An 18,623-nucleotide genomic window follows, 5' to 3' on the forward strand; every position below is an offset into this window, starting at 1 on the left:
ATGCATGCTACGGGCTATCGGCTTTGGCCCGCGCTGGCCGATGAATGCGACTGAAGGCCCAGTACGACCCGTTCCAGCAGTTCCGCCAGTCGTGAGAGTCTGGCGGCGAAGTAGGTTTGGAGGATTGCGCCAAGCATGATTCCGATGGCCAGTGCCACAGTGTAGGAGGGGACCTCGATCGGCACTTTGATCTGCATGAGCTTCTGCGCCGTATCCGACCCGGTGATGATCAAGCCCGCCATTGCGCCCAGTAGACCTCCAGTATTGGCACGTGCCAAGCGGACTCGGCATTCCGACTGCAGGTGGCGGATCAATTGCTGCAAACGCGCGCATGTCCCGGCGGGCTCCATGGGCGAGGAAGCCTTGCCATTCGCTGCTTGCTTCTGCGCACTGTAGATCCGCTCCTGAAGTGCGGCAGCGACCCAATCGTCGCGGCGGAGTGCTTGATCGATACCTGTCAGTCGTGTGCGATACATCGTCAATGCCGAGTGAACGGCATCCAGTGCGAACCAGACTGCCCAGAGCAGCGCGAGGACCACAAGGAAAATCATGAATCCCAGACCCATGGGATTCCAGAAGGTTTGGTCGCCTTCATACGCAAATTGCTTGATGATGGCGGCCATTGCGATCACGGTCAGCAGGACGGCGAGCGCGATTCCGAGGGCGACCAGTACCGTATCGCTGAGGATCGGAGGGGAGTGTGCCTTGCGCGCTTTCACATAAGCGCCATCAAATTCCTTCATCTCGTTGAAGAGCGAGGCAACATCCAGTGTGATCGGGTCTTTCTTTGCCTTGTCCATAAGCCCAGATGTTCACGGTCCTGCCTTCCATATCGGTACCGGATGGGCGGACTTGAATCAGTTGCAGGCGCTCAGGATGGGCGCGCTGTCAATCCAGGTCGACGGGGACTGCAGAAACGAAAAAACCCGCTTTCGCGGGTTTGATCATCTTGAGTCATGGTGCCCAGGAGAGGACTCGAACCTCCACGGTTTTACCCGCTAGTACCTGAAACTAGTGCGTCTACCAATTCCGCCACCTGGGCGACTCAGGAGAGAAATTGTGCGGTAAGCACGCCGATGTGTCAACACAATTTCACATTTATTTTTCAGTGCGAACGCCCAGGTGCTGCAGCAGGCTGCGCATCGGTGCTGACAGTGCCTGCGCGTCGGCAATGCACACGCAGAGACGACGCTGTGCCCAGGCATCTTCCAGTGGAACTGCAACGGTGCCGGTGCTGCGCCGGTGTTGCCGGGCCAGCGTGCGCGGCATGATGCCCACGCCGATGCCGTGGCCGACCATCGTGCACAGGCCCTCGAAGGTTTTCATGCGGATGCGCACATCCAGCACGCGACCGGCGGCAGCGGCCAGTTCTTCGATGTAGGTCTGCAGGGCATTGCCGTCGGCCAGCGCGACGAAAGTTTCACCCAGCACATCGGCGAAGGACACGCTGCGGCGCTGGGCGAAACGGTGGTGGCCCGGCAACAGCATCACCAGCGGATCTTCGGCCACCACATGGCGCTGCAGTCCCTCGGCCGGCACGGCGTCGCTGATGATGCCGGCCTCGGCCTGCCCGGCGCGCAGTGCGCGCACGACTTCGTTGCTGGTGCGCTCGTGCAGTTCCACCCGCAGCCGTGGCCGCTGGGCCAGCCACGGTGCCAGGCGCGAGGGCAGGTAGTTGGTCAGCGCAGCGGTATTGGCATACAGGTGCAGGGTGCCGCGCGCGCCCTGTGCGAATGCCTGCAGCTCGCCGCGCAGCTGCGTCTGCTGCTGCACGATCAAGCGCGCATGGTGGGCGAGGGCGGCACCGGCTTCGGTCAGGCTTACCCCGCGTGGATGCCGGTCCAGCAGCGTGCTGCCGGCATCGGCTTCGATGGCGCGCAGGCGTTCACTGGCCGATGCCAGGGCCAGGTTGGCCTGTGCCGCACCGGCGGTGATGCTGCCCGCGTCGGCGACGGCCAGGAACAGGCGCAGATCGGCAATGTCCAGTCGCATGGGAATGACCTCGGCAGGGCGGCTGCCTTCGGCTGGTCCGAAGGGTGGGGCCGCAAAGCCGCATTGTGCGCCGTTGCCGCGGCCGCTCCAATGGCGGCATGAACGAGGCGATGTACTTCTATGGGTTGCTGGTGGTGGTGTTCGTGCTGGCCGGCGTGGTCAAGGGCGTGACCGGCATGGGGCTGCCGACGGTGGCGATGGGCCTGTTGGGCGGCGCGTTGTCGCCGGTGGCGGCCGCATCGATGCTGTTCATTCCCACCTTCGTCACCAACGCGTGGCAATTGGTGTCCGGTCCGTCGCTGGGCGGCATCGTGCGGCGGCTGTGGCCGATGATGCTGGCAGTGGTGGTGGTGACCCTGGCTTCGGCAGCGCTGCTGGTGCGGGTCGACCGCACCGGGTCGCGCGTTGCCCTGGGCCTGGCCCTGGTGGTCTATGCGGCCTATGCGCTGCTGGCGCCGGTGTTCCGCGTGCCGCAGCGGCGCGAGCGTTGGTTGGGGCCGCTGGTCGGTGCGCTGTCGGGCGTGGTCACCGGTGCGACGGGTGTGTTCGTGATGCCGGCGGTGCCGTACCTGCAGTCGCTGGGGCTGCAGCGCGAGGAACTGGTGCAGGCGCTGGGGCTGGCGTTCACCGTGTCAACGATTTCGCTGACCACCGGACTGGTGATGCACGGTGCATTCGGCATCCAGCAGCTGGGCCTGAGTGCGCTGGCGGTGGTGCCGGCGCTGCTGGGCATGTGGCTGGGCCAAGTGATCCGGCAGCGCATCAGCGCACGGGTGTTCCGCGCCTGTTTCCTCGGGTTCCTGCTGCTGCTTGGGCTGGAACTGGTGTTGCGGCCGCTGTTCTGATGCCGGATTCCGGGCATGAAAAAACCCGCTTTCGCGGGTTTTTCTCATTCTCGACGTGGTGCCCAGGAGAGGACTCGAACCTCCACGGTTTTACCCGCTAGTACCTGAAACTAGTGCGTCTACCAATTCCGCCACCTGGGCGTCGAGGAGCGAGATTATGGGGTGCTGTGACGGGGGTGTCAATACTTTTTGCAGGGCCGGGGTCGGAACCCGTTTCGCGTGCGAAAGTGGCTCTGACCCCAAGGGCTGGTGTCGGGGTCAGAGCCCTTTGCCTCGCGGAAAGCGATCCGACCCTCGACGCCAAATCGCGGGCAAAAAAAATCCTCGCCGAAGCGAGGAGTTTTTTCGTTGGTGCCCAGGAGAGGACTCGAACCTCCACGGTTTTACCCGCTAGTACCTGAAACTAGTGCGTCTACCAATTCCGCCACCTGGGCGTTCCAGAGGCGCAATTGTGAAGATGAATCCGGGGACTGTCAACGACTTTCTGAAATTTATTAATCCAACGCCTCCAAGGCGGGCGCTGACCCGTTCTGCACGCCATCAACGGCTACCATGTAGGGCGATGACTACCAAAAAACCAAGCAAGGGCGGGAGCAATTCCCGCAGCCAGGCCCCAAAGAAGGGCGCCAAGGCGGGCGCAGCCCGCATCACCAAGCCGGGCAAGCCGTTGCCGGGCTGGTTCCCCGAATTGAATGAAGGCGGCGCACCGCCGCGCGGCCGCAAGGTCCGCAATACCGATGCCACTGCCCCCGGCCCGGCGCCGGGCCGTAAGCTGCCGCCGACCGGCAAGGTGATCGACGATCCCTATGCCGCGCGCGAAGCCGAGAAATACGAACAGCCCATCGCCAGCCGCGAGGCCATCCTGGCCCTGCTGGAGCGTTGCGAAGGGCCGCAGACCGCCGAGGAACTGGGCGCACGCCTGGGACTGACCGCGCCGGACCGTGCCGAGGCGCTGTCGCGCCGGCTCGGCGCCATGGTCCGTGATGGCCAGCTGGTGCAGAACCGCCGTGGCGGCTTCGCCCCGATCCAGACCCTGAACCTGGTGACCGGCGTGGTGATCGCCAACCCGGAAGGGTTCGGCTTCCTGCGCCCGGTCGAGGGTGGCGATGATCTGTTCCTGCCGCCGTATGAAATGCGCAAGGTGATGCACGGCGACAAGGTGCTGGCCCGCGTGACCGGCATCGACCACCGTGGCCGTCGCGAAGGCAGCATTGCACGCGTGCTCGAACGCGGCATGACCCGCCTGATCGGCCGCTTCAGCATCGAGATGGGTATCAATTACGTGGTGCCCGACGACAAGCGCGTGCAGCGCAACGTGCAGGTGCCGCCGGACCAGACCGGTGGCGCGCGTGACGGCCAGCTGGTGGTCTGCGAGCTGACCCAGGCGCCGGACAGCCGCCGTCCGCCGATCGGCCGCATCATCGCCGTGCTCGGCGACAAGCTGACCGCCTCGCTGGTGGTGGAAACCGCGATCCACGGCCACGAACTGCCGTTCGAGTTCCCGCAGGAAGTGCTGGACGAAGCCGCGTCGGTGCCGATGGTGGTCGAGCCGGCGATGATCGGCGACCGCGTCGACCTGCGCAGCACGCCGCTGGTGACCATCGATGGTGAAGATGCCAAGGACTTCGACGACGCGGTGTACTGCGAACCGAATGCCGATGGCTTCCGCCTGGTGGTGGCGATTGCCGATGTATCCAACTACGTTCGCCCCGGCACGCCGCTGGACGAGGAAGCGCAGAAGCGCGCGACCTCGGTGTATTTCCCGGGCTTCGTGGTGCCGATGCTGCCGGAGACGCTGTCCAACGGCATCTGCTCTTTGATGCCGAAGGTCGACCGCATGTGCTTCGTCTGCGACATGCAGATCGACCGCGACGGCCTGGTCACGCATTCGCGCTTCTACGAAGCGGTGATGAACTCGCACGCGCGCCTGACCTACACCCAGGTGTGGAAGGCGGTGGGCGAGGACGATGCCGATACCAAAGCCTGGATGGGCGACCTGCTGCCGCAGGTACAGCGCCTGCACCAGCTGTACAAGGTGCTGTCCAAGGCGCGCACCAAGCGCGGTGCCATCGAGTTCGAAAGCAGTGAAGTGCGCTTCGTGCTGGACAACCGCGGTGAAGTCACCCAGGCCGGCATGCTGGTGCGCAACGACGCGCACAAGCTGATCGAGGAATGCATGATCGCGGCCAACGTCGAGGCGGCGAAGTACCTGCTGTCGCGCCACGTGCCGGCCCCGTACCGCATCCACGAGAAGCCGCCGGAAACCAAGTACGCCGACCTTCTGGAATTCCTCAAGGAGTTCAAGCTGAGCCTGCCGCCGTGGTCGAAGGTGCGCCCGGGTGACTACACCAAGCTGCTGAAGAAGATCCGCGACCGCCCCGATGCCACGCTGCTGGAATCGGTGCTGCTGCGCAGCCAGAGCCTGGCGATCTACAGCCCGGAGAATCACGGCCACTTCGGCCTGGCGCTGGAGGCGTACGCGCATTTCACCTCGCCGATCCGCCGCTACCCCGATCTGCTGGTGCATCGCGCGATCAAGCACGCACTGTCCGGCAAGCCGCTGGACAAGTTCACCTACAACGCCCGCGAGATGGCCGCGCTGGCACTGCAATGTTCCGAACGCGAGCGACGTGCCGACGAGGCAGAGCGCGAGGTGGACGAGCGCTACCGCGCCGCGTGGATGGAAAAGCATGTGGGCGGCCAGTTCGACGGCGTGATCAGCGGCGTAACCAGCTTCGGCCTGTTCGTGGAACTGGACGAGTCGAAGGTGCAGGGCCTGGTGCACGTGACCCAACTGCCGCAGGACTATTACAAGTTCGACGCCACCCGCAAGACGCTGACCGGCGAACGCCGCGGCAGCAGCTACCGCCTGGGCGACCGCGTGCGCATCCTGGTACTGAAGGCCAGCATGGAAGAGCGCAAGATCGATTTCCGCCTGGTCGAGCACAAGGGCGAGGACGAAGGCGATGGCCTGCCGCCGCTGCCCGAGCGTGGCAAGCCGGCCAAGCGCACCAAGAAGCAATATTGATGAAAGGCGTGCCGACCAACGGTCGGCCCCCACCTCACCCGGTAGGTGCCAACCGTGCGTTGGCACGACGTTTCGGAGGAACGCACCATGCAAGGCCAACCCGAATACAGCGGCGGCTGCCAGTGCGGCGCGATCCGCTTCCAGGCGCGCGGTGCGCTGACCGACAGCTCGATCTGCCATTGCCGGATGTGCCAGAAGGCGTTCGGTGCCTATTACGCGCCGCTGGTATCCGTGCGCGGCGTGCAGTTCAGCTGGACCCGCGGCCAGCCGCGCTATTTCCAGTCGTCCAACGTGGTGCGGCGTGGCTTCTGCGCCGACTGCGGCACGCCGCTGACCTACGAGGCGCCGGACGGCGTGGCGGTGGCCGCCGGTGCCTTTGACGAACCCGAGCGCCTGCCGCCGACGATCCAGTACGGAGTCGAGCGCAAGCTGCCGTTTGTCGATACGCTGGCCAGCCTGCCGGCCCGTCGTACCGAGGAAGACATCGCGGCGCTGGAGTTCCTGGCTACCATCGTGTCCCATCAGCACCCGGACCACGACACGCCGCACTGGCCGCCGCGCAGCCGTTCAGCCGAAGGGTGAAAGGCGGGTAGCGCCGGGCCATGCCCGGCGAGCGCGAAGCGCGGCCGCCGCCGATGCTCTACCATAGCCACCCCCTTTCCGGTCCCCGCCCGCATGAGCAAGAACAGCCAGTGGATCGTCGGCGTCAACGCCGTCGCCTCCTCCATCGAGAACGACGCCGAGAACGTCCGCGAAGTGCTGGTCGAGGCCGGTGCGAAGAACCCGCGCCTGACCGAGATCGAGGAAAATGCCCGCCGCAAGGGCATCGACGTGCGCAAGGTGAACAGTCAGGCGCTGGATGGCGTGGGCGGTTCGGTGCGCCACCAGGGCGTGGCCGCGCGCTATGCTGCTGCCCGCACCTACAGCGAGAACGAGCTGGAAGGCCTGGTCACCGCAGCCGAAGGCAAGGCCCTGCTGCTGGTGCTGGACGAAGTGCAGGACCCGCACAACCTCGGCGCCTGCCTGCGCTCGGCCGCTGCGGCCGGTGCGACCGCCGTGATCATCCCCAAGGACAAGTCGGCTACGGTCAATGCCACCGTGCGCAAGACCTCGGCCGGTGCCGCCGATCTGATCCCGGTGGTGGCGGTGACCAACCTGTCGCGCTGCCTGAAGGACCTGCAGAAGCTGGGCGTGTGGATCTATGGCCTGGCCGGTGAAGCCACCGCTTCGCTGTACCAGCTGGACCTGAAGGGCAACATCGCCCTGGTGCTCGGTGGCGAGGCCGATGGCCTGCGTCGCCTGACCCGCGAGAACTGCGATGGCCTGGTCAAGATCCCGATGCCGGGCGAGATCGAGAGCCTGAATGTCTCGGTCGCTGCCGGCGTCAGCCTGTTCGAGGCCGTGCGCCAGCGCGGTTGATCCGCCAGCGGTCTTGTAGAGCCGAGCCCACGCTCGGCTGTCGCACGCAGCGCGGGCGCGTCTTCCCGATCAGAAAGCAGCCGAGCATGGGCTCGGCTCTACAGAAGTAGCGTGTCGACCCAGGTCGACACCTGCCCGGTAGTCGCCAACCTTGGTTGGCGCTCTCGCGGCTTCACCCCGCGCTGCCGCCCAACGCCTTGAACAGGGTGACGTCGTTATTCAGCTGCCCCTGGCGCACGCGCGCCAGCGACAGCTCGGCATCGCGCCGGGTCTGCTGCGCTTCCAGCCAGGTGCGCAGGTCGGTGGCGCCCACGCGGTAACGCACTTCCTGCGCGCGCTCCACTTCCACCGCTTCGTCGTACGAGGCCTGCGAGGCCGCCACCTGGCGTGCCAGCTGTTCGCGCGCGGACAACGCGTTGTCCACTTCCGAGAGCGCGGTGTACAGCGTCTTGCGGAAGTTTGTGGCGGCGATCTGATAGGCGGTGCCGGCGATATCCGTATCCAGCTGCGCGCGCTGCAGGTTGAGGAACGGCAGCGACAGGCCCGCGCCGAGCGTGGCCACCGGGTTGCGCAGCACATCACCCAGCGAGGTTGCACTGGAGCCGAGGCTGCCGGTCAGGCTCAACGCGGGGTAGTACTGGGTGGCGGTCACCTTGATGGTCTTCAGGCTGTTGCGCAGGCGAAGTTCGGCCGCGCGCAGGTCGGGACGGCGGCCGAGCAGGTCGGCCGGCAGGCCTTCGCTGATGCCCGGGCTGTGTGCGCCCAGCAGGTCCTGCGGCTCGTCCTGCTGCGGCCACGGCGTGCCGTCCAGCAGCACGGTCAGCGCATTGCGCACCTCCACCCGCTGCTGTTCCAGCGCGCTCTGCGAGGACCGCTGCGACTGCAGGTTCTGCAGTGCCTGGCGCACTTCCAGGCGCGACACAGCACCGGCATCGAAGCGCGCCTGCACCAGTTCGCGGGTGCGTTCGAGCCGCTCCAGGTTGGCCTGCCCGGTGGCGATCGACTGGTTGAGATAGGCCAGGTTCCAGTACTGGGTGATGGTGTCGCTGATCACCAGCAGCGCGGTGTTCTGCCGGTCTTCCTCGCTGGCCTGGGCTTCCCAGCGGGCGATGTCGCGCTGGGTGCGCAGGCGGCCCCACAGATCGACCTCCCAGCCCAGCGAGACGCCAGTGGAATAACTGCGGCGCCAGTCGTCGGCTTGGTCGGTGGCGCGGCTGGCATTACCGCTTACGCCGGACGAAGAAGGCTGCGGCCACAGCGCGTTGCTGGCCAGCCCGGCCTGCAGGCGTGAGCGTTGCACGGCCAGGCCGGCGGCGGCAAGGTCGCTGTTGGCGGCCAGCGCGCGGGCCACCAGACGGTCCAGCCGCTCATCGCCGAAGCCGGTCCACCAGGTGTCCTGGCGGATGTCGCGGCCGGGGGTATCCAGGCTGCTGCGCGGGTCGTCGGCCGGTGCATTGAGCGTGGCATCGCCACGCCCGTAGCTGGCCGCCACGTCGGGGTCCTGCACCGGATAGCGACCCACCGAGGCACACGCGGACAGGGCGAGCAGGACAGCGCCGGCCAGCAGCAGGCGCGAGGGAGCGGGGAAGGGCAGTCGGGTCATCATCGTCATTCGCGGGCCAGGGCCTCGACCGGGTCGAGCTGCGCGGCATTGCGCGCGGGCAGGAAGCCGAACGCCACGCCGATCAGGGTCGAGCAGGCGAACGCGGCAACAATCGAAGCGGTGGAGAACAGCACCTGGAAGTCACTGGCGAAGCGGCCGATCATCGAGCCCAGCAGCAAGGCCAGGCCGATGCCGAGTACGCCACCGAGCAGGCACACCAGTACCGCTTCGATCAGGAACTGCTGGCGGATGTCACTCTGCCGTGCGCCCACGGCCATGCGCACGCCGATCTCGCGCGTTCGCTCGGTCACCGACACCAGCATGATGTTCATCACGCCGATGCCGCCGACCAGCAGCGCGATGGCGGCAATGGCGCCGATCAGCAGGGTCATCGTGCGCGTGGTCTGTTCGATGGTCTCGCGGATCTCGGCGCTGTTGCTTAGGAAGAAATCCTCGGTGCCGTGGCGCAGGGTCAGCAGGCGGGTGATCGCTTCCTGTGCGGCATCCATCGGCGTGCTGTCGTCCACGCGTACGGTGATGCTGGAGACGTGGCTCTGGCCGAGCATGCGCGACATCACCGTGGTGTAGGGCACCCATACGCTGAGGCTGGTGCTGCCACCGAAGCCGAAGCTCTGCCGCTTGGCCACGCCGACCACGCGTGCCGGCACGTTGCCGAGCAGGATCACCTGGCCGATCGGATCGACATCGGGGAAGAACTGGGTCTGGGTGTTCTCATCGATCACCGCCACCTGGCCCAGGCCCTTCACCGCATCGGCATCGAAGAAGCTGCCGCTGAGCAGGTTCACGCCCTTGACCCGGAAGAACTGCTCGCCGACACCGCTGACCTGCGCGGTGGACGACTGGTTGCGGTAGCGCGCGGTGACCGAACTGGACACGCTGGGCGTGGCGCTGTCCACATAACTCTGCCGGGACAGGGCATCGGCATCGCTGGCCTTGAGGGTCTGCACGCGGGCCGAGCGCATGTCGCCGAAGCCGCGGCCGGGATAGACGTCGATGGTGTTGGTGCCCAGCGCACTGATGTTCTGCAGGATCTGCTGCTGCGAGCCGTTGCCCAGCGCCACCACCGAGACCACCGAGGCAATGCCGATGATGATGCCGAGCATGGTCAGGAAGGTGCGCAGCCGATGCGCGTTCATCGCCAGCAGGGCCATGCGGAACGCTTCGGTGAAACGATCCCGGGCCGCCCGCCAGCTGTTGCCGTGGGCAACGCCGGTGCTGGCTTCGCGCTGCGCACGGTAGGTCGGTGCCTCCGGGTTGGCGCGGTCGGCGATGATCTCGCCATCACGGATCTCGATGATGCGCTGCGCGTGCTGGGCCACGCTCATGTCGTGGGTGACGATGATGATGGTGTGGCCTTCGGCATGCAGCTCCCCGAGGATCGCCATCACTTCTTCGCCGGATTTCGTGTCCAGCGCGCCGGTCGGTTCGTCGGCCAGGATCACCTCGCCGCCGTTCATCAGCGCACGCGCGATCGATACGCGCTGCTGCTGGCCGCCGGACAACTGGCCCGGCTTGTGGTGCATGCGATCACCCAGGCCCAGCCGCTGCAGCAGCTGTTCGGCGCGCGCGTTGCGCACCGGGCCGGGGCTGCCGGCATACACCGCGGGGACTTCCACGTTGCCACGCGCGTCCAGGTCACCCAGCAGGTGGTAGCGCTGGAAGATGAAGCCGAAATGCTCGCGGCGCAGTTCGGCCAGTTCGTCCGGCTCCATCCTGCCGGTTTCGCGCCCGGCCACCTGGTAGCTGCCGCGGGTAGGGCGGTCGAGGCAGCCGAGAATGTTCATCAGCGTCGACTTGCCCGAGCCGGACTGGCCGACGATCGCCACCATCTCGCCGGCGTGGATATCCAGGTTGACGTCACGCAGTACGGCGATGACGTCATCGCCAGCCGGGAATTCGCGTCGCAGGTCGCGCAGGCGCAGCAGCGGCGCCGTCGTGCTCATCGGCGCGGACCCATGCCCGGGCCGCCGACCCGCATCTGCATGCCGCCACGGCTGCCGCCACCGGCCGCAGCCGCATTGGCCTCGCCGACCACCACGCGCTCGCCTTCCTTCAGCCCGGACAGGATTTCTGCCGAGGCGCCGTTGTTGATGCCGACCGTCACCTTGCGCGGCTGCGGCTGGCCCTTGTCATCCAGCACCCGCACCATGCGCTCATCGCCACGGCGCTTCGGCCCCAGCGCTACCGCCGGCACCATCAGCACGTTCTTGGCCTGCTTGAGCAGTACCGAGACCTGCGCGGTCATGTCGATGCGCAGCGTGCCGTCCGGGTTTTCCACGTCGAACAGCGCGTTGTAGTAGACCGCGCTGCTGGAACTGGAGCTGGACGAACTGCTGGAACTGGAGGAGTTCTCGTTGGCGATCGAGGCCGGCGCCGGATTGATCTGGCGCAGGGTGGCGTGGTACTTGCGGTCCGGGTCACCCAGGGTGGTGAAGTACACCGGCATGCCGGCCTTGATCTTGACCACGTCGGCCTCGGAGATCTCGGCATTGACGGTGACGACGTCCAGCCGCGCCAGCATCACGATGGTGGGCGCGGTCTGGTTGGCGTTCACGGTGCGGCCTTCCTCGGCCACCACCGCCACCACGGTGCCATCCATCGGCGCGGTGATGCGGGTGTAGGCCAGGTTGGCGCGGGCGGTGCCCAGTTCGGTCTGGCGACCCTTGATCTGCGCCTCGTAGGACTGCAACTGGGCGCGGGCGGTCTTCAGCTGGGCCTCGGCGGCATCATATTCCTGGCGCGAGGTGGCTTCGGCGGCCAGCATCTGCTGCTGGCGCGCGAACTCCAGTTCGGCCTGGCGCAGGGTGGCCTGCTGCACGGCGCGCTGGGCGGTGACCTGGTCCAGCGAGGCCTGCGCGTTGAGCACTTGGTTCTGCTGGGTGGTGGCGTCGATCTCGGCGATCAGGTCGCCTTCCTTCACCGTGTCGCCCAGCTGCACCTTCAGCGACTTGATCTGGCCCGAGGCCTGCGCACCCACGCTGACCAGCTTGTAGGCGTCGATCACGCCGGTGGCATCCACGGTCTGTTCGATGTCGCCGCGGCTGACCGGGGTGGTCGCCACGGCCGGGGCGGCGGGCTTGCGAAGCAGCCACCAGGCGGCCACGGCAACGATCAGGGCAAGCAGGGCGATCAGTATCAGGCGACCCCGGCGGGTCGCGGGCAACAGGCGGAACGTCACGTCGTGGCTTCACTCTCGGGCCGCGGTGGCGGCGTTGGTGGGCATTGTGAAGACCGGGCGATGGGCGGCTCAATCCTCGGGGTATGTCTCTATGTAACACTGTCGGTGAATACGCGTAACCACAGGTATCCCGCCCCCGGCTGGATACACTGGTACGCATTGCCCCGGATGCGGTTCAGCTGCCGACACGGGATGATCGCGCCATGGAGACTGAAAACACGATGCATCGACTGCTGATCGTCGACGACGACAACGACATCCGCACCCTGTTGGCCGAGCAGCTCGGCCGTGCCGGTTACCAGGTGAGCACCGCCGCCGATGGCACTGCCATGCGCCAGCTGCTGGACCGCGAGCACGTGGATCTGATCGTGCTCGACCTCAACCTGCCGCGCGAGGATGGCCTGACCCTGTGCCGCGACCTGCGCGCACGATCGAACACGCCGGTGATCATGCTGACCGCGCGCGCCGAGCCGATCGACCGCGTGCTGGGCCTGGAAATGGGCGCCGACGACTATCTGGCCAAGCCGTTCGAACCGCGCGAGCTGCTGGCGCGCATCCGCAACGTGCTGCGCCGGACCGAGGCGCTGCCGGCCAATCTCGAGCCCCTGGCGGTGCGCCGCGCCCGCTTCTCGCGCTGGGTGTTCGATCTGGAGCATCGCCACCTGGTGGACCCGGACGATCGCGTGGTGGTGCTGTCCGGCGCCGAGTTCCGCCTGCTGCGGGTGTTCATCGCGCATGCCAACAAGGTGCTGTCGCGCGAGCAGCTGGTCGCGCTCAGCAGTGGCCGCAACTATGAGGCGCAGGACCGCGCGATCGATCTGCAGGTCAGCCGCCTGCGCAACAAGCTGGGCGATGATGGTGGCCCGGATGGCCTGATCAAGACTGTGCGCAACGAAGGCTACGTACTGGCCTCCTCGGTGAACCTGGAATAAGCCGCCATGAAGCGCCTGCGCCATTTCCTGTCCTCGATGGTCGGGCGGTTGTTCGTCATCCTGCTGCTGGGCATGAGCGTGGCTGCGATCGGCGCGACCATGCTGGCTACGTCCAAACGCCAGCAGGAGTTCGAGCGGCAGAACCTGAACCGCATTGCCGACCGCCTGCAGGGCTACGTCAACCTGCTCGATGGCAATCCCGAACTGCGTGAGCGCCTGCTTGAGGTCGGTGGGCCCAGCGTGCGTGCGCTGCAGCCCGGCGCGCGCCTGGGGCGGGCGGATACCGCACTGATGGAAGTCCTGGATGACCGGCCCGGCCCGGTGTCGCGCGCGCACGTGCACTTCACTTCGTTCCGTTCCTGCATTCCCAAGCTGCAGGATCTGCTGCCGCCGCCTCCGCCCGGGCACCGGCGGCATCCGCGTGAGCGCGATCCGGCCTTCATTCCGCCCAAGTGCCGCGCGGTCGACGTGACGCTCAACGACGGTACGCTGCTGAAGCTGGCGCTGGATTCGCCGGCGGTGGCCCACAACGGCATTCTGGCCGTGGACCCGTGGTTCCTGACCCTGCTGGTGCTGGCCATCGCCGTGCTGGCCTACATCGTCGCGCGCATGGCCAGCGCGCCGCTGCAGGAGCTGGCGGCCGCCGCCGAGGATCTCGGCGACGATCTGCAGCGCGATCCACTGCCATTGCGCGGACCGCGCGAGGTGCAGCGCGCCGCCGAGGCCTTCAATGCCATGCAGCACCGCCTGCAGCGGCACCTGGCCGAACGCACGCAGATGCTGGCGGCGATTACCCACGACCTGCAGACCCCGTTGACCCGCCTGCGCCTGCGCCTGGAGAACGTCAGCGACGAGGTGCTGCGCGAACGCCTGATCGGCGATCTGGCGGCGATGCAGGCACTGGTGCGCGAAGGCCTGGAGCTGGCCCGCAGCGCAGAGAGCGCCGAGCAGCGCGCCGCGCTGGATCTGGATTCGTTACTGGAAAGCATCGTGGAAGACGCCGCCGAGGGCGGTGCCGACGTGGTCTTCGAAGGTGGCACCGGTGCGGTGCTGATGCTGCGCCCGCTGGCCATGCACCGGCTGTTCTCCAACCTGGTGGACAACGCCGTGATGTATGCCCACCGCGTGCGCGTGCGGGTGGAGCGCAGCGGCGGCGCGATCACGGCGATGGTGTCCGACGATGGCCCGGGCCTGGCCGAGGATCAGCTGGAAGCCGTGTTCGATCCGTTCGTGCGGGTGGAGACCTCGCGTTCGCGCGAAACCGGCGGCGCCGGTCTGGGCTTGACCATCGCCCGCGCCCTGGCCGAAAAGGATGGCGCGCGGCTGTGGCTGCGCAACCGCGCCGAAGGCGGGCTGGAGGCGGTAGTGCAGTGGCCGGCCAGTGCACAGGTGGTGCCGCCAGGCCGGGCCGGCTGAGCCTGCCGGCCGCACGGTGATGACGCCGGGGCCAGGGTTTGGCCTATCATCTGCGCATCTCCCCAGTTTCTCCCCGATGAGTCAGCCTGTTCCTGCCGGCACGCTGTTCCGCGTTGCCCGGTCGTTCCCGCTTGCTGCCATGCCCTGCAGCCGCCACCGGCCACTGCCGCCGAGCTGATGGGCAGGCCAGGGGACAACGGGTGCTGGGTGGAGCGCCGCGTTTCGAAAGCCAGGCAGGCGCTGCAGCGCGGCCTGCTGTGGCTGTTGCTTGTCCTGGCGCTGCCGCTGGCCGCGCAGGAGGGAGCACCGACCCTGCGCGACTACGCCATCGATGTGTGGACCTCGCGCAATGGCCTGCCGCACAACTCGCTGCGCGATATCGCGCAGACCCCCGAGGGGCATCTGTGGTTTGCCACCTGGGAAGGCCTGGTGCGCTACAACGGCCTGGATTTCACCGTGTTCGACCGCAGCACCCGCCCGGGGCTGCGCGACAACGGCATCGGCGCACTGCTGGTGGATCGGCAGGGTGGGCTGTGGATCAGTGATTCGCGCGGTAATGTCAGCCATCGCGGCAACGACGGCCAGTGGCGGGTCTGGGAGCATCAGGCCGACACCCCGCAGGTGCTGATCCAGTCCATGCAGATGGACAGCCAGGGGCGCCTGTGGTTGCTGTACGAAGGCAAGGGCATCGGCTATCTGACGCCGGACAAGGGCATCGTCTACCAGGCACCGGCGGCCGACCTGCCGATGGCGATGAGCTTCACCAAGCTGGTGGTCGATGCGCAGGACCGGGTCTGGGTTGGCACGCTGGACGGGCTGGTGCTGCGCGACAACGACGGCGTGCTCAAGCGCGCACCCGCGGCGTGGGGCCTGGGTGCCGGCACGGGCCTGTCATGGCCGTACCGGGCGCCGGATGGCGCGCTGTGGATCGTCGCCGGCGAGCGCCTGTACCGCGTGGAGGACGATCAGCTGGTGCTGGTGCACCGGCTGCCGGGACAGCTGCACATGACCTCGATGCTGCAGGACCGGCACGGCGACCTGTGGCTGGGAACCGAGAACCAGGGCCTGCTGCGGATCTCGGCGCATGGGCTGGAGCGGTTGCCGGCCGGCCTGAACCTGCCGGGCGGGCGCGTTGTCAGCCTGCGCGAGGATGCCGAAGGCAGCATCTGGGTGGGGGCCAACGGTGGCCTGTACCGCCTGCGAGAAACCCTGTTCAGCAGCTACACCGAGCGCGATGGTCTCAGTGGCGACTATGTGCGCACGGTGCTGGAGGACCGCGACCGCCAGTTGTGGGTCGGCAGCGCCAGTGGCCTGGATCTGCAGACCGCCGATGGCCGCTTCCGCGCAATGCCGCTGCACAACCGCGGCGGCAAGGCACCTTCGGTGCTCAGCCTGGCGCAGGGCCCGGACGGTGACCTGTGGGTCGGAACGTTTGGCGATGGTGTCTACCGTCTTGGCCGCGATGGCCGGCTGCGGCACAACTATGCCGCCGCCGATGGCATGCCGGGCGGCAACATCCGCGCGATCAGCGTGGACCCGCAGGGCGTGGTCTGGGCAGGCACGCAGAAGGGCGTAGTCCGCATCGACGGCGACCGCGTGCAGGTATCAAACGTTGTGGGCATGCCCAGTGGCCTGATCACCGCACTCGAGCATGATCACCAAGGCAATCTGTGGATCGGCACCATCGAGGGCATCCGCGTGCTGCGTGGCGACCACGTGCAGTCGATCGACCTGGCACCGATGGGCGGGGGCCGCAGTGTGTTCGGCTTCCATCAGCTGGGCGATGCGATGTGGGTCAGCAGCGACCGCGGCCTGTACCGCTGGCGCGACGGAAAACTGGCACGCGTCGGCCTGGAGCAGGGCATGCCGGTGGATGCAGTGTTCCAGCTGGTGCCGGACCGCCTGGGCAATGTGTGGATCAGCAGCAACCGTGGCGTGCTGCGTACCGACATGGCCACCCTCAACGCCGTGGCCGATGGCCGCGCACCGCGGGTAGTGGTGGAGCGCTACAACGAGATCGACGGCATGGCCAACGCACAGGCCAACGGCAGCTCCGGACCCTCGGCGATCCTGCGCCAGGACGGCACGTTCTGGGTGGTCACCGCCGGTGGACTGAGCACCGTCGACCCGCAGCGCCTGCAGCGTTTCCGTGAGCGTCCTTCACCGCCGGCAGCGATCGAGAGCGTGCAGGTGGATGGCGCCCCCGTGCATTGGGAGGGCCCGGATCGCAACTACATTCCCGGTGGCCGACGTCTGGCGGTGAGCTATGTGGGCCTGAGTTACCTGATGTCGGACCGGATCCGCTATCGCACGCGGCTCGATGGCCTGGACACCGGCTGGGTCGAGCGCGGCCCACAGCGCAGCGTCGAGTTCGTCGGCCTGCCTCCAGGTGACTACACCCTGCACGTGTCGGCGGCGCATCCGGGCGGGGCCTGGGGCCAGCAGGAAGCCGTGTGGAGCTTCACGGTGGAGCCGTTCTGGTGGCAGCGCCGCAGCGTGCAGGTGCTGGGCGGGCTGCTGCTGCTGGCCGGGCTGGTTGTGCTGTACCGCCTGCTGCTGCAGCAGCTGAAGGCCAGCAACCTGCGCCTGGCACGGCGCGTGGACGAGGCAACCTTCGACCTGCAGGCCAAGACCGTGCACCTGCAGGCACTGAACCAGGAAAAGACCGAGCTGGCCGAGCGCCTTGCACGGCAGGCCGAGGCTTTCGAGCGTCAGGCGCGCGAGGATGCGCTGACCGGGCTGGCCAATCGCCGTGCCTTCGACGAAACGCTGGCGCGCGATTTCGCCCGTTCACAGCGCAGCGGCCACCCGCTGTGCCTGGTGGTGCTGGACATCGACCACTTCAAGGACGTCAACGACCGGCACAGCCACAGCATTGGCGATGCTGTGCTGGTGCAGGTGGCAAGGCTGATCGCCGCGGCCTGCCGCGACTCGGACCTGCCCGCGCGTACCGGTGGCGAGGAGTTCGCGCTGCTGCTCAACGACACCCGCCTGGAAGAAGCCGCGCAGCTGTGCGCGCGCCTGCGTGGCCTGTTCCATGACCACCCCGACTGGGCCGGTGTAGCGGGCCTGCGCGTGACCTTCAGTGCAGGCCTGGTGGAACTGGATGCCGATGACCGCACCCCGGCGCTGCTGTACCAGCGCGCAGACCGCGCGCTGTACCGCGCCAAGAGCGACGGCCGCGATCGCACGAGCATCGGCTGAATTCATCCGCGCATGGCGTGGATCTGCCGCGCGACCCGCTGCTTCTGACTTCGTTTTTTCTGATCTTTCCGTGGCGCCCACCCTGCCCGGCCTCAACCGGGATGCCTCACCCCACCACGAGGGGCGCCGCCGTTGGCTGTCTTACCGCGGCCAGGCGTTGGCGATGGTGCAGAACAATCGCGCGGTCTGTTCGGTGTCATACACCGCGCTGTGCGCTTCGTTGGCATCCCAGCCCAGCCCGGCAGCCGTGGCGGCACGCGCCAGCACGGTCTGCCCGTAGGCGATGCCGGCCAGGGTGACGGTGTCGAACACGCTGAACGGATGGAACGGATTCCGCTTGTGGCCGGTCCGGGCCACCGCGGCGTTGACGAAGCCCAGGTCGAAATGCGCGTTGTGGCCGACCAGGATCGCGCGCTGGCAGCCGTACTTCTTCATCGCCGCGCGTACCGGGGTGAAGATGTGGTCCAGTGCGGCCTTCTCTTCCTTGGCCAGCCGGAACGGGTGGTCGAGGATGATGCCGGTCACTTCCAGCGACTTCGGGTCGATTTCCAGGCCCTCGGCTGGCACCACGTGAGCACTGGCGGTCTGGCCGGGGTAGAGCAGGCCGTTCTCGTCCATCTCGATCGGCACCGCGGCGATTTCCAGCAAGGCGTTGCGCTGGCTGTCGAAGCCGCCGGTTTCCACGTCCACCACTACCGGCAGGAAGCCGCGGAAGCGTTGTGACATCGCGCGCTGCGCCTGGGGGACTGCGGAATCGGAGGCGGCGGCAGGTGCGGGGGTGGGGTCATTCATCCGTGAATTCTAGCAGAGCGACCCTGAGCGCCCGGCCAGCCTTCGGTGCATGCGTTCCCTGCGCGGGCGTGGGGGGGGCCCCCCGGCCACCCACCCCGCCCCCCCCCGCGCCCGCCTGAGTGGGGTGGGTCCCCTGGTTGGGTGGGGGGGGGGGGCCCCCCCTCGCGCCTCATCTCCCTATCGGGGCGCGGGG

13 protein-coding genes and 3 tRNA genes are annotated in these 18,623 nt (G+C 67.3%); 7 read left to right on the top strand and 9 right to left on the bottom strand.

Annotated features, from left to right (window positions below):
* Window positions 1–14 precede the first annotated feature (14 nt).
* The 3 genes from QRO91_RS05760 to QRO91_RS05770 all read right to left on the bottom strand — a co-directional run bounded on the left by QRO91_RS05760 (window position 15) and on the right by QRO91_RS05770 (window position 1,992).
* A complete protein-coding gene (locus tag QRO91_RS05760) occupies window positions 15–800 on the bottom strand; it encodes a hypothetical protein (RefSeq protein ID WP_049427535.1) in 786 nt (261 codons plus the stop codon).
* A gap of 157 nt (window positions 801–957) precedes the next feature.
* A tRNA-Leu gene (locus tag QRO91_RS05765) sits at window positions 958–1,042 on the bottom strand.
* A 56-nt stretch (window positions 1,043–1,098) separates the two neighbouring features.
* On the bottom strand, window positions 1,099–1,992 hold the full coding sequence (locus QRO91_RS05770) for a LysR family transcriptional regulator (protein ID WP_049426718.1): 894 nt from the start codon (window positions 1,990–1,992) through the stop codon (window positions 1,099–1,101).
* Window positions 1,993–2,090: 98 nt separating this feature from the next.
* On the opposite strand from QRO91_RS05770, the gene QRO91_RS05775 reads away from it, so the two are divergent.
* Window positions 2,091–2,837: a sulfite exporter TauE/SafE family protein gene (locus tag QRO91_RS05775; RefSeq protein WP_049426719.1), complete on the top strand. Its 747-nt coding sequence runs from the start codon at window positions 2,091–2,093 to the stop codon at window positions 2,835–2,837.
* A gap of 56 nt (window positions 2,838–2,893) precedes the next feature.
* Here the strand turns inward: QRO91_RS05775 and QRO91_RS05780 are convergent.
* Window positions 2,894–2,978, bottom strand: a tRNA-Leu gene (locus QRO91_RS05780).
* Window positions 2,979–3,186: 208 nt separating this feature from the next.
* Window positions 3,187–3,271 (bottom strand) — tRNA-Leu (locus QRO91_RS05785).
* Window positions 3,272–3,399: 128 nt separating this feature from the next.
* Here QRO91_RS05785 and rnr point away from each other — a divergent pair.
* From rnr to rlmB, 3 genes are all read left to right on the top strand, one after another.
* A complete protein-coding gene (gene rnr / locus QRO91_RS05790) occupies window positions 3,400–5,865 on the top strand; it encodes a ribonuclease R (protein WP_049430106.1) in 2,466 nt (821 codons plus the stop codon).
* A gap of 87 nt (window positions 5,866–5,952) precedes the next feature.
* Window positions 5,953–6,447: a GFA family protein gene (locus QRO91_RS05795; protein WP_197620002.1), complete on the top strand. Its 495-nt coding sequence runs from the start codon at window positions 5,953–5,955 to the stop codon at window positions 6,445–6,447.
* A 93-nt stretch (window positions 6,448–6,540) separates the two neighbouring features.
* Window positions 6,541–7,284: a 23S rRNA (guanosine(2251)-2'-O)-methyltransferase RlmB gene (gene rlmB / locus QRO91_RS05800; protein WP_049430104.1), complete on the top strand. Its 744-nt coding sequence runs from the start codon at window positions 6,541–6,543 to the stop codon at window positions 7,282–7,284.
* Between the two features lie 172 nt (window positions 7,285–7,456).
* Here rlmB and QRO91_RS05805 read toward each other — a convergent pair whose 3' ends face one another.
* From QRO91_RS05805 to QRO91_RS05815, 3 genes are read right to left on the bottom strand one after another with little or no spacing between them, the layout of a single operon-like run.
* On the bottom strand, window positions 7,457–8,896 hold the full coding sequence (locus QRO91_RS05805; protein ID WP_197620003.1) for a TolC family protein: 1,440 nt from the start codon (window positions 8,894–8,896) through the stop codon (window positions 7,457–7,459).
* Window positions 8,893–10,851, bottom strand: coding sequence for a MacB family efflux pump subunit (locus tag QRO91_RS05810; RefSeq protein WP_049430102.1), 1,959 nt, complete (start codon window positions 10,849–10,851; stop codon window positions 8,893–8,895). The genes QRO91_RS05805 and QRO91_RS05810 overlap by 4 nt, the downstream gene beginning before the upstream one ends.
* Entirely contained in the window at window positions 10,848–12,086 is a 1,239-nt protein-coding gene (locus QRO91_RS05815; protein ID WP_049430101.1) for an efflux RND transporter periplasmic adaptor subunit, read from the bottom strand. Before QRO91_RS05815 ends, QRO91_RS05810 begins: the two co-directional genes overlap by 4 nt.
* 203 nt (window positions 12,087–12,289) lie before the next feature.
* On the opposite strand from QRO91_RS05815, the gene QRO91_RS05820 reads away from it, so the two are divergent.
* From QRO91_RS05820 to QRO91_RS05830, 3 genes are all read left to right on the top strand, one after another.
* Window positions 12,290–13,018 (top strand): response regulator, encoded by a 729-nt coding sequence (locus tag QRO91_RS05820; RefSeq protein ID WP_005408779.1) that lies wholly within the window; start codon window positions 12,290–12,292, stop codon window positions 13,016–13,018.
* A 6-nt stretch (window positions 13,019–13,024) separates the two neighbouring features.
* Window positions 13,025–14,434 (top strand): ATP-binding protein, encoded by a 1,410-nt coding sequence (locus QRO91_RS05825; RefSeq protein WP_049428723.1) that lies wholly within the window; start codon window positions 13,025–13,027, stop codon window positions 14,432–14,434.
* A gap of 177 nt (window positions 14,435–14,611) precedes the next feature.
* Complete coding sequence (locus tag QRO91_RS05830; protein WP_049428725.1) at window positions 14,612–17,638, top strand: ligand-binding sensor domain-containing diguanylate cyclase; 3,027 nt, start codon at window positions 14,612–14,614, stop codon at window positions 17,636–17,638.
* 141 nt (window positions 17,639–17,779) lie between these two features.
* Here QRO91_RS05830 and rnt read toward each other — a convergent pair whose 3' ends face one another.
* The gene (rnt, locus tag QRO91_RS05835) at window positions 17,780–18,364 is read right to left on the bottom strand and encodes a ribonuclease T (RefSeq protein WP_005408782.1); all 585 of its coding nucleotides are present in this window, start codon (window positions 18,362–18,364) and stop codon (window positions 17,780–17,782) included.
* Between the last annotated feature and the right edge of the window lie 259 nt (window positions 18,365–18,623).

This window comes from Stenotrophomonas maltophilia group sp. Smal32 (assembly GCF_030237085.1).
GTDB lineage: Bacteria > Pseudomonadota > Gammaproteobacteria > Xanthomonadales > Xanthomonadaceae > Stenotrophomonas > Stenotrophomonas maltophilia_Q.